This is a genomic window from Spirochaetota bacterium (assembly GCA_038043445.1).
Taxonomy (GTDB): domain Bacteria; phylum Spirochaetota; class Brachyspiria; order Brachyspirales; family JACRPF01; genus JBBTBY01.
In genome coordinates this window covers 1-12,157 of the sequence record JBBTBY010000069.1, presented here as the reverse complement: position 1 = coordinate 12,157, position 12,157 = coordinate 1, and the positions used below count along the sequence as shown (strand labels likewise).

Below are 12,157 nucleotides of genomic sequence, written 5' to 3'. Positions count from 1 at the left end.
TGATGCCTCCGTTATTTGATGTCTGAAATGAGCGATACAAGCGATGCCCAAAGCGCGCGCGCCTCTTCGGCGAGATCGAATCCGTGACCGCTGTACTGCCAGCGCGTGAAGAGCAGCCGGAGCGTACCCATGATCATGATGAACACATGCTCCGGCGGAGCGATCCGTATCTCCCTTTTCCTCTGCGCCTCGCCGATGATGACAACAAGCGCCTGCTTGTGATCATCCATCGCGGAAAGCACCGCTTTGAAGAGCCGCCGATTCCCTCCGACCATGGATTCCGGGAACAGCACCGGCACCATTTCCGGGTGCGATGCAAAATAATCGGCACGGTCAAGGAAGAAAAGCCGCACTTTATCGATCGGGGTAACACCCTTCGCCGCGGCATCGAGCGCTTTGAGCGAATCGATGCGGAACTCCTCGACGATAGCCGCGAGAATGCCGGTCTTTCCATCAAAATGCTTATAGAGCGCAGCATCGGTTATCGACAGGCGATCGGCGATACGCCGCACCGTAAGGTGCTCAACGCCCTCGGCCGCAATGACCGTAAGCGTCGCGTTCATGATATCCTTTTGCCGTTTCGTTGCCGGCATGGCCTGCTCCTTCGGTTAGCACTTGCTAACATTGAAAAATATATAAATCTTCTTCCAGGAGTCAAGCAAAAGGCATTACCAGTGTAAAAAAAATCCCGCAGGCGGGGTCGCGCGGCCCCGCCTGCGGGATACAATGTTATTCCATGGAATGCAGCGCTACCGCTTCGCGTCCAATTCCTCTTTCTTGCGAAGATCATCTTCCATCTTCTTTTTCCATAGGTCATAGATCTTCTTTCGCTCATTGGCCTCTTCGGCCTCGCCGAGATACATGAGTATGCGGCGAAGCGCACCCAGTATATTGAGCGCATATTTCATATCATCGAGACGATGCTCTTTGAGCTCATATTTCTTGCGGTAGAGTTCCGCCGCCTCGTTGAGGAGCTTCTTCACCAATTTCATGAGATTGTTGCGCTCGGAAAAGCCCGGCACGCGCGGGTCCATGTTCTTGATGAACGTCTTGTAATCGATGAAATTCTTCATCGCTATCGCGTAGCGTCCCTCTACCTCGACGAAACTCCACTTCCATTTCGTGTTGTCGCCGTAGCAGTCCTCGATGAGATTGATATTGTAGCCGAGCGTCCGCGCGAACGCGAGTTTCCATTTATCGTCGAATTTCCCCGCGAGAACCTCGTGCACCGCCTCGTTCTCATTGAGCGGGTCATCGACATGATTACCCAGTGCCTCTTCGAGCAGTATAAGCACTTTATAGAGGATCTTCCGCCCTTCGTTGAGATAGGACTCGTTCTTGTAGTTGAGCATGTGCTGGGAGAGCGCGCTCATACCGGTGTGGAACGAAATGACGTTCATGTACATCTCGGCGAGCTTAAGCCGCTGCGCTGCGGTCTCGATCTTATCGGTCTTGCCGATGAGCTCTTTTTCGATCTCTTTTATCTTCACCGATATCGATTCAACATGGTCACGCATATCCTTAATGCGTTCGTTGAATTCGGCCTTTTGCGCCTCAGACGCTTTTTCCTTTCCTACAGTCGCCATTGCGGATCACCTTATCCTGGTACGGAGCCGATTGAACAAGGGATGCTAGGATCCGTACCCCAACTCCAATGCCCTCTTATTCACCGCCAACAGGTCCCGGTACTTGTCGGATATGACCGCCTCAAGCGCCCGCATCGCCGTTTCGAACGGTACAATGCCGCTTGCCTTTATGTATGCCCCGATAACGGGCATATTCACAATGGCGGGGTTCCCCGCTTCGCGCGCGAGATCGTTCGCGTTGACTTCTACTATATTAATATCGTCCCGCGAGCTCTTATTCTTAACCAGTGATGTATTGACAACGAGCATACCCTTCGGGAGCAGATCCGCCTCAAAACGCTCGAACGATGCGATATTGAGGCATAACAGCGACGACGGCTGCTCGATGATAGGAGACCCGATCTCCGTATCCGATATGGTTATCGCCGCATTCGCGGTCCCGCCGCGCATTTCAGCGCCATACGAGGGTATTTCCGTCACATTGAAACCGGCCATCATGGCGGCCTGAGCCAATAGCTTCCCGCTGAAAAGCACGCCCTGCCCGCCGAATCCAGCTATGATGATGCGCTCGGTCATTTCTGTTCTCCGAATTTGTCTACAAAGACGCCCAGAGGGAATACTTTTTCAACCGTGCTGTCAATCCATTTATTCGAGTCAAGCGGCGTCATTTTCCAGTTCGTATTGCAGTTCGACAGTATCTCCACGAACGTATAGCCCTTCCCTTCCTTCTGCAGCGTAAGCGCACGTTTTATATGTTTTTTTGTCTTGAGCGCAGATGCGGCACTGGTGACCTTTGACCGGACCACGTACACCGGCGCCTCCAATGTCGAGATAAGCTTGCACATATCGATGGGGAACCCCATGGAATCGTTCCTGCCCTTTGTCGACGTGGTCGTCTTCTGGCCGATGAGCGTTGTCGGCGCCATCTGGCCGCTCGTCATCCCATAGATGGTGTTATTAATGAACACTATCGTTATCTTTTCGCCGCGATTGGCGGCATGTATCGTCTCCGCCATGCCTATCGACGCGAGATCGCCGTCACCTTGATACGATATCACGATATTGTCCGGCAGGGATCGTTTGAGCCCTGTCGCCACTGCCGCCGCACGGCCATGTGCCGCCTCACAGGTATCGCATTTGAAGTAATTGTACGCGTTCACCGCGCAACCCACCGGCGCCACAAGCACCGTGTTCTCGAGGATGGCAAGCTCATCGATGCATTCACCGATAAGCTTGTGGACGATGGAATGTCCGCACCCGGGGCAGTAGTGGAACGGAACATCCTCTATCGATCGGGGCCGGGAATATACGACTGCCATTAGATGTATCCCTTGAACGCGGTGATGATGTCCTTCGTGGTCAAAATGACACCGCCCGCTTTCCCGTAGAAATGTACCGGAATATCACCGTTCATGCCGATGCGCACATCGTCGACCATCTGGCCATAGCTCATTTCAACGGTGAGCACGAATTTCTTGCCCTTTGCGCATGCACGCAGCTCTTCGTACGGATACGGCCAGCCCATTTTCGGACGGAACGATCCGGCTTTTATGCCTTCGCTGCGGAGCATGCCGATGACTTCCCGAACGATGCGCGCCGTTGTCCCATATGCCACGAAAAGATAATCGGCGTCCGATGTCTTATACTCTTCGTACATGCGGTATTCGCGCTCGATCTGGGCATATTTTTTCTGCAATTGCTCGTTATTCTGCGGTAATCCGGGGTCGGGATACAGCCAAAGCGAGCGGACGATGTTCTTCGCCCTGCCCTTCGCCCCGGTAAGCGCCCACGGCTTTTCGAACACTTTCCCCGTCGGCTTGGGGAGCGTTATCGGCTCCATCATCTGACCGATGGTGGCATCGGCGATTATCATCACGGGCGTGCGGTACGCATCGGCAAGATCGAATGCGGCGACCGTCATGTCGGCGAGTTCCTGGACATTGCCGGGCATGAACGTCGGCGTGCGATAATCGCCATGACCGCCGCCGCGCGTCGCCTGAAAGTAATCGCTTTGCGCCGTCGTCACGTCGCCGAGACCGGGACCCGCACGTGTGATATTCGCAACGACAGCAGGGAGATTCATACCGGCAAGATACGATATGCCTTCCTGTTTGAGGCTTATGCCGGGAGATGATGACGATGTCATGACGCGTTTTCCCGCCGCAGAGGCACCGATGACCATATTGATCGCGGCGACCTCGCTCTCCGCCTGGAGGAATACACCATCAACGGCAGGCATTCGCCGCGACATGTATTCGGGAACATCGTTCTGCGGGGTGATAGGATATCCGAAATAGTACCGACAGCCGGCTATAATGGCGGATTCCGCCATCGCCTCATTACCTTTCATAAGAATTCGTTCGCTCAACAAATGCTCCTTTCGATGGGCCGTTCTCGTATAGTTCGATAAGAGAATGTGGGCGGCACGCCACACAGACGATTATATAATAAAAACGCGTTCAATGTCAAGGCATGGTCTCGAAAGAACCGTGCCATGACGCTCGGCAGCATGGCTGTATTCAACATATCTCACATAATTCTATTCAAGAGTGTCTCGAATCGGCTCAATTTATCTTCAATACTATACGATAATGTAAACGCTTACAATTTCACTATTTTGGGCTTGTCTTGTTATATCCAGTATCATAGGAGAATCGAGGCGAACTGGGGTCCATAAAAAGGAGTCGACTCTTATGTGTTCGGCGCACTCAAAAATCGGCCGCCCCTGTGCATATGCTCTCGTAATGCTCGCCCTTCTGTTGATACCGGCTATTTCCCATGCGCAGGTCGCCTCGAACACAAATACCGGGGCAACCTATGCCGACATTCCGAGTGCAATAAACGCCGCCGCCAATGGGCAAACCATCGTCGTTTTCGCCGGTACGCATAACACGAACATCGTTATCGCGGGAAAAACGAATTTCTCATTCATCAGCTGGCCGTGGATACAGAGCGCCGATAATACCGCAGCAATAATCGACGGCACCGGGTTCACATCGCTCAACAGCTTCGGGATAACGCTCACGAACAGCGCGGGCATCCGTGTTGAAGGATTCACGGTCCGGTTGTTCACCAACGGCATCTACATGCGCGATTATCTTTCGAACTGCACTATCGCCAACAATAACATCTATTCCAACGGCCCGTACACCACGAACTGCCACAATGGGGGGATTTATCTCTATGGCGATTCGGTCGTTTCCAATTTTATCCTTTCGAACAATGTGTGGAAGACGCTGGGGATCGGTATTTGCATATGGAACGCCGACCGGTGTATATACAAATACAACACCGTGTACTGGAACAGCCAAGGGGGCTTCGGTAACCCAAATTGGAGCCAGAGCATGGATTATTCCCATTTTGAGGGAAATTCCATCTGCTCGAATTTTGCGACAGGATGGCGCGGCTGGGGCATCAATCGGTATAATATGTTCATATCCAACGCAATATTCAGCAATACCGGTAATGGCTTCGATCTCCCATCCTCGTATTATAACACCTTTATCTCAAATAATGTGTGCACGAACGGCGGTCACGGCTTCTCCGGCAGCTGGAGCACGTATTCGAACATGATCCGGTACAATGACATACGATATAACAACCTCGGCGTGCTTATGTCCGGCGAGTGGGGCTCTGACCGAAGCAATTACATCGTATCGAACAGGATAATACACAATCGCAGCGACGGGGTGAGGATATCGTACGCGGACTACAATTGGATCATCGGCAATGATATCGTAAGCAATGCGGCGCGCGGCATCATGGTGGACGCTACAACCAACGGGGCTACGGTAAGCAACCGGATCGTCGAGAACAACATTGCGGACAACACGAACGAGGGGATATATCTTGTCCACGATGCGGTGAACACCTGTTTCATCGCATCGAACTCGGTAAGCGGCAACAGCTACGGCATCCGCATCGGCGACTCGGACACGAACACCGTCATCGGGAACATCATCTGCAGCAACCGCCTTGAGGGGATATACCTCATCCCTGCCAATCCGCCCTCCGCGAATTTCACTCCGACGAACTGCGTCATGAATATCATCGTGAGCAATTATATTTTCGGACATACGTCCACCGCGAACGGACGCGGGATACTCATTGCGGATGACCGATCCGACAGCAACAGAATAGTCAGCAATATCATCTTCGAGAATCGTATCGGGATGCATAACTCCGAAGCGGAGTACCAAGAGATCGTGTTCAATATCCTCACGAACAACACGTCGTATAATTTTTACAGCGACGGCACCTACGACGGGAACCGCGGATGCGGACTTATCGCTTACAACAACATCTATGGCGGGGCGGCGACGAATATGCGCGTGAACGGCGGATGGGCGGCGACGAACCTGCAGACGAATTACTTCGGGACGCTGCAGTCAAGCGCGATAACCGCCGGTATCGACGGCAACCTCTGGGGAATGCCGTTTTATGCGCCCTATCGTCTCGGTCCTATCGGCATATTCCAGGCGGACACTACGGCACCCGTACCGCCGGTGATAACCAATGCCGCAACGAATACGAGCGGAGAGATCATCATCGAGTGGCAGGCGGTGGGCGGGGCAACGGGATATCGCGTATACCGGGAGACCGGAGCCGCAGGATATAATGTCACCGCTCCCTATTCGAACGTGGGCGCGGCGATAACATCGATAACCGATACCGCGGTGGCCATTGATACGCCGTACAGCTACTACGTGACCGCATATGACGCCGCAGTTCCGCTCGAGAATGAATCCTGGTTCAGCGCACCGGCCACCGTGACCGTGTACAGCCGTGCGGTCGCATCGAACATGAACACAGGAGCGGTGTATTATACGCTCAATACCGCGGTCACGAACGCAGCGAACGGGCACACCGTCGTCATGTTCGCCGGGACGAATTTGACCGAGAACATCATGATCACCGGAAAGACGAATTTCAGTCTCATCGGACTGCCATGGATCCAGAGCGCGGATAATACCGCCGCCATTATCGACGGAGCCGGCATACCGGGACCGTTCAGCTACGGCATCATCGTCTCCAATGCCATGAACATTCGCATCGAGGGCATGTCGGTACGCAATTTCATCAACGGCATTTATCTCTGGGGTGACGTATCGAACTGCGTCATCGCGAACAACAATGTGTACTCGAACGGCATCGGGTACGCGAATTACGGCTGCGGCGGCATACACATCTTCTCGAACTCCACGATCTCAAATACCGTGTCCGGCAACAGGGTGTGGGGTAACCGGACGGGCATAATACTTTCGAATACCTCGAGCAACGTCGTCATGGGGAATTTCTGCTACGCCAACCAGACCTTCGGCATAGGATCACCGTACTACAACGGGCAGAACCGCGTAGGCAACAGGATCGAGAATAACATCATCTGCTCAAACGGGAGCACCGGCCTTTATATGCCGGGCTATTTCATCAGCAATACGATCGTATCAAACGCCGTTTTCAACAACAGCGGCAACGGCATGTACATCGACGCACACCGATTCGGGAACATCATCTCGAACTCGGTGTTCCGGAACACCGCATACGGCATCCATATGAACGGCGGCGGCACGATGGACTACAATCTCTATTATCTGAACTCCATATACGAGAACACGAGCTACGGTATCTATATCGAGGCGGAGAACGCCGACCGCAATCTCATCCTCTCCAACACGATATGGTCGAACCTGAACGGCATACGGTTCCAGAACGCGGACCAGCTTGTCATCGCAAGCAACCTGATATACAGCAACGTCAACCACGGCATTGCGCTCCTCAACGCCACCAATATCGGCACACGGACGAATCTCATCTTCAACAATGTCGTATTCGGCAACATCCAGCAAGGCATCTACCTCTACGCGAACGGTGTCATCGATACGTTCGTTGCGTCGAACATCGTGTTCGGCAATGTCGAGACCGGCATACGCATTTATCAGGCGGACACCAATAAGATCATCGGCAACATCGTCTTCAGCAACGGACGAGCCGGCATCTATATCGATGAAAGCGGACAGTACAACACGATCGAGAGCAACATCGTCTTCGGGCACATGAACGCGTCCTACGCCGGCATTGGCATCGTGAATGAGAACGCGGACACGAACACGGTATCGAGCAATCTGATATTCGACAATGCCTTCGGCATGCGTATTTCGTCCCCTGACGGCTGCACGTTCACCTATAACACTATCAGCAACAATACATATGCGGCGCTCTATTCCGACGGTGCGTACGACGGCAATGCGGGCCCCGGCGAGTTTTCGTATAATACCATATACAGCTACGAACCGTATACGAATGTACGCATCAACGCGAACTGGGCGAACGGACATATACGCTCGAATTACTGGGGGAGCATCAATGCAGGTGTTCTTAGCAACCGTATCTGCGATTTTCCCGCATCGACGAATTTCTTTTCCCCGTATCTCCTCTCGCCGGTCGGCATCTGGCAGACCGATAAGACGCCGACCGCCGTTCCTGCCGGTGTGACCGCATCCGCCGGGCTGCTCAACCGGATCGTGATCGACTGGGGCAACGTCGGCGGTGCCACCGCATATCGCATCTACCGCTCGATGAACAATGACGCCTGGTCGAATTTCAACACCCCGCTTGTCGAAACAACGGTCTCCATACTGACCGATATCACCGCATTGTCCGGGAACGATTACTACTACTATATCACCGCGCTCGATAACGCGACACCGTTCACCAATGAATCGTGGTTCAGTGCGTCATCGGGTGTGGGCTATATCAACTCGAACTACACCGTCACTGTTTCCATCACCAACCCCTCGCCGAACACGTGGATATCGACCAATCGATGGATGTACGCCGGCATTTTCACCACGAACAACGATCTCTACTTCAGCACCAACAATGCGCCGTTCATCGTGATGACGACGACGAACACGCTCGGGAGCTGGTGGACGAATCTCTCGCTCCCCTTCGGTGCAGGGCTTATAACCAATGTATTCAGCATCAAGGTAAGCAATACCACGATAGCGGACTATTGGGTGGAAACGATAACGAATTATTTTGACAACACCCCTCCCGCAGGCGCTATCACCAATATCGCCTCCAACCAGGTGATAAGCAATGTGTTCACCGTGCTCGGTACGAACGCCGACGCACAGTCCGATATCGCTTCTGCTACCGTATCCATCACGAACGCCGACGGCATGTCAGTGAACGTTGCCGCGAGCATCGGAAGCGGCGTGTTCAGTGCGGCTTGGAACTCGACCAATGCATCGACACTGACGAACGGTGAATACCATATCTATCTCACCCTGGTGAACGGGGCGGGACTTACCGTATCATCGCCCTCCACGCCGATAATGATATCCAATCTCTGGCCTTCGGGCAGCCTCGCCACCGTCTATGCGCAGAATAATCCCTACCGCGGATCGGGCGACATCGTATTCAAGGACCTGACGACGAACAGTTCCGTATCGATATACACCGTATCCGGCAAGCTCATGGCGAAACTCGTCATGAATGCTGATAATACGTCCGGCCAGCTGGCATGGAACGTCATCGCCGACAACGGCAAGTTCGTCTCGCCCGGCGTATATCTCTGTCTCATCAAATCGAACGCCGGAACGAGGGTCATACGGATAATGATAGTACGTCGAAGGGAGTCGTAGCCCATGAGAACGATACGACACACCATGCTCGCAATGCTCGCCGCGACAGCAGTGTTCGGTGCGGCCACCGATTCGTTCGATGTGCTTAACATCGGCATCGGCGGCGCGGCGACGGCGCTCGGTCAAACAGTGGCTGCCGACACTGGATCTGCCGAGGGAGTGTTCTACAACCCTGCTACGCTCGGCTCGCTTGACGGCGACCTTGCCCTCCTCGGCTCGTTCAATCCGTATCTCGGCATGGCGCTCTGGAGCGGTGCTGTTGTATTGCGGCTCCCCGGGGTCATGACCATTGCCGCATCCGGATACGGCCTCATCTTCACCGAACCGGTCATCGGCGATGTGATGTATTCCGGCGACACCGGACGCATACTACCCTCCGGCGATTATGTCTTCTCAGGCTCCATCGCACTGCCGATAGGATCGTATCTCAGATTACCGTTCCTTATCGATGCGGGCGTTACCGCGCGCTATGCGATGGAACGCCTCGATGACCTTACGATATCCGGCATCATGGCGGATGCCGGCGTCATCATCGCCTTCACCAATATCGCGGAGCGGCATTCCTTCGCCGTCGGCGCGTACGGGCGCAATCTCGGCATAGGCCTCGCGGGCGATATTACGCTCCCGGGCGCGGTCACTGCGGGGTTGAAATACAGCGGCAGGATAACCAAAGCATTCGGTGTAAAGGCGATGTTCGATGCGACGATATTCTTCAACGATACGCCGAAATTCGATCTCGGGGCGGAATTCGATATCTTCAATGTCGCGTTCATCCGCACCGGGTACATGTTCGGCTATGACGCACGCGGATTCACCATCGGTGCAGGGGCGCGCATCGCCGTCGATGCGATGAAATTCCGTTTCGATTACTCCTTCGTTCCGCTCGGCGACCTCGGCATGCATCATGCACTGCAGCTTTCGGCCATGTTCGGGAACGCGACGCCGGCGCCTGCCGTGAACGACGGGCGCGCGGCATTCGACCAGGGCGTAGCGCATCTCCGGGAGGCACGCTACCGCGAAGGGGCGGACAGCTTCTCGACGATACCGCCGAATTCACCGTTCTACCGGGAGGCGATCGAGAAGTTGGCGTTCGCGGAATCGCAGACCGCATCCCGGTCATATTACGAATCGGGAGAACGGCTCCTCAATGATGGAAATGCGATCGGCGCCATCGACACATGGCGTCAGATCAAATCCGGAACAGAATACTTTTCCCGCGCACAGGCCGCTATCGTCCGTGCGCAGGAACGGCTTAAGGATGCGGCTGAAAGCACAGCCCCGACAAAAAGTGATGAGGATATTTACATCGAAGCGGTGACCTATGCGAAGGCCAAGGATTACCGGAAAGCCATCGAACTGTGGGGAAAGATCAAGCCGGGCGCAGAGCTCTATGAGCGTGCACAGAACAGCATTGAGAAAGCGAAAACGCGGCTGTCATCGGGAGAGTAGCGCTGCCCGATACATCGCCTCGATGTTCCCGACAGGCACATCCGTCTGCAGTATCTGCGACGGGGCGAAGATGTAGCCGCCGAGAGCGCCCAGTATCTTCACCGTAGACATCACATGCCCGCGCACATCGTCGACCGATCCGCGCGGCAATATTTCCTGCGTGTCGATGCCGCCGTGGAACACCATACGTCCGCCGAAATCACGTTTCAGCGCAGCCGCATCCATACCCTTGGCCGTGACCTGTATCGGGTCGAGTATATCCACACCGGCGTCGATAAGGAGCGGTATTATCTCGGCAATAGCGCCGCAGGAATGCATCATAACGGAAAGGCCGTAGGAATGCGCAAGCGACGTCAGCCGTTTGATGTTCTCGAAGAAAAAATCGCACCACATATCTTTACTGAGCAGAAGTCCATTCTGCGAACCGAAATCATTGCCGAAGAACCAGATATGCATCCTGCCTTTGAGCTGTGAGAATATCGCATCATTGATCGAGAGATAGACATCGGTAAGTTTGTTTATGAGCGTCTTTATCATGCCGGGATTCATCGCCGCGTATAATAAGAATTTCTCAAAGCCCATGGTGCGGTATGAATCGCCCATGATGCCGGTCCATAGCCCACCGATGATCACGCGGTCATTGTTCTCATTACATTCGCGAATGAACGGGGAGAAATCAAAATCTTTCGGGGTCGGCCATGCGTGCGATAGAATATCCGCTTCGGTTTCCGCATTCGCAAGCGGCCCTGCGACCGCTTCATCGACGGTGAACTTGGCGTCGTATGCACCGCGATGCCAGCGAATTCCGAGGGGGCACGTGCGCTCGGTTTCGTTCATTGCGAGCGGTTTTTTATAGAACGGCAGACAGGTCTCATTCTGTGATATGTCGCGGCAGGAGAGATAGTAGAAGTCGGCGCCGAGGATATCGAGGAGTTCGCTCTCGGTGCGGACACCGAAATGGGCGCGGAGCTTCGCGTCGGCGGTGCGATGCGCGAGGTAGTCTATCGGGACACGGTCGGCCGCCCTGTGTTCCATCGCAGCGGCAAATCGTTCATGTGAGTTCATCGTCTGCTCCCGATCAATAGTATACCGCCAAAACCGAGCCGCGTCACTATGACGAATCGGAAAAGCATTGTACGGAACGGAAGCGGCATGTCTTCATCCTTCGCGATGAACGCCCGCTCATTGACCATATCGGCCGTACTCTGTATACTGCCGTCATGGATCATTCTACTATCATCTATCTCCACTGTGCGAAGTTCACCTCTCCCGGCGGCTGGCGTTCCCTTGCGCACCGTCATCCGTTCCATGAGATAATCTATCTGCGGTCCGGTTCGCTTGTCATTGAGGCGGGAGAAATGATCATCCGCGCCGCCCGAGGGGATGCCGTCGTATTTCCCTGCAACACCGAGCATAGCGAACGATCCATCGATGCCGAGGACGTCACGATGGAGTATGCAGGATGGGAGGGAGACT

At 54.2% G+C, this 12,157-nt stretch carries 9 protein-coding genes; 2 read left to right on the top strand and 7 right to left on the bottom strand.

Annotated elements, in window-relative coordinates; genetic code table 11:
* Positions 1-11: 11 nt before the first annotated feature.
* The 5 genes from AABZ39_10685 to vorB form a co-directional block, all read right to left on the bottom strand.
* On the bottom strand, positions 12-593 hold the full coding sequence (locus tag AABZ39_10685; protein MEK6795235.1) for a TetR/AcrR family transcriptional regulator: 582 nt from the start codon (positions 591-593) through the stop codon (positions 12-14).
* Positions 594-749: 156 nt separating this feature from the next.
* The gene (locus AABZ39_10680) at positions 750-1,586 is read right to left on the bottom strand and encodes a hypothetical protein (protein ID MEK6795234.1); all 837 of its coding nucleotides are present in this window, start codon (positions 1,584-1,586) and stop codon (positions 750-752) included.
* Between the two features lie 45 nt (positions 1,587-1,631).
* Complete coding sequence (locus AABZ39_10675; protein ID MEK6795233.1) at positions 1,632-2,162, bottom strand: 2-oxoacid:acceptor oxidoreductase family protein; 531 nt, start codon at positions 2,160-2,162, stop codon at positions 1,632-1,634.
* Positions 2,159-2,905, bottom strand: a complete 747-nt coding sequence (locus AABZ39_10670) for a thiamine pyrophosphate-dependent enzyme (protein MEK6795232.1) — start codon at positions 2,903-2,905, stop codon at positions 2,159-2,161. Before AABZ39_10670 ends, AABZ39_10675 begins: the two co-directional genes overlap by 4 nt.
* Entirely contained in the window at positions 2,905-3,954 is a 1,050-nt protein-coding gene (gene vorB / locus AABZ39_10665; GenBank protein ID MEK6795231.1) for a 3-methyl-2-oxobutanoate dehydrogenase subunit VorB, read from the bottom strand. Before vorB ends, AABZ39_10670 begins: the two co-directional genes overlap by 1 nt.
* 376 nt (positions 3,955-4,330) lie before the next feature.
* On the opposite strand from vorB, the gene AABZ39_10660 reads away from it, so the two are divergent.
* Both AABZ39_10660 and AABZ39_10655 read left to right on the top strand, forming a co-directional pair.
* Positions 4,331-9,232 carry a right-handed parallel beta-helix repeat-containing protein gene (locus AABZ39_10660; protein MEK6795230.1) on the top strand — a complete coding sequence of 1,634 codons (4,902 nt, stop codon included), beginning with the start codon at positions 4,331-4,333 and terminating at the stop codon, positions 9,230-9,232.
* A 3-nt stretch (positions 9,233-9,235) separates the two neighbouring features.
* A complete protein-coding gene (locus AABZ39_10655) occupies positions 9,236-10,681 on the top strand; it encodes a hypothetical protein (protein MEK6795229.1) in 1,446 nt (481 codons plus the stop codon).
* Here AABZ39_10655 and AABZ39_10650 read toward each other — a convergent pair.
* On the bottom strand, positions 10,667-11,746 hold the full coding sequence (locus AABZ39_10650) for a uroporphyrinogen decarboxylase family protein (GenBank protein MEK6795228.1): 1,080 nt from the start codon (positions 11,744-11,746) through the stop codon (positions 10,667-10,669). The two genes, AABZ39_10655 and AABZ39_10650, sit on opposite strands and share 15 nt — an antisense overlap.
* Positions 11,743-12,157: hypothetical protein (locus tag AABZ39_10645; protein MEK6795227.1), on the bottom strand; the 415-nt coding region annotated here is incomplete at its 5' end. The genes AABZ39_10650 and AABZ39_10645, both read right to left, overlap by 4 nt.

Coding starts and splice junctions, on each gene's coding strand:
- AABZ39_10655 (MEK6795229.1), top strand. CDS start 9,236: ATGAGAACGATACGACACACCATGCTCGCAATGCTCGCCGCGACAGCA.
- AABZ39_10685 (MEK6795235.1), bottom strand. CDS start 593: ATGCCGGCAACGAAACGGCAAAAGGATATCATGAACGCGACGCTTACG.
- AABZ39_10650 (MEK6795228.1), bottom strand. CDS start 11,746: ATGAACTCACATGAACGATTTGCCGCTGCGATGGAACACAGGGCGGCC.
- AABZ39_10675 (MEK6795233.1), bottom strand. CDS start 2,162: ATGACCGAGCGCATCATCATAGCTGGATTCGGCGGGCAGGGCGTGCTT.
- AABZ39_10680 (MEK6795234.1), bottom strand. CDS start 1,586: ATGGCGACTGTAGGAAAGGAAAAAGCGTCTGAGGCGCAAAAGGCCGAA.
- AABZ39_10670 (MEK6795232.1), bottom strand. CDS start 2,905: ATGGCAGTCGTATATTCCCGGCCCCGATCGATAGAGGATGTTCCGTTC.
- AABZ39_10660 (MEK6795230.1), top strand. CDS start 4,331: ATGCTCGCCCTTCTGTTGATACCGGCTATTTCCCATGCGCAGGTCGCC.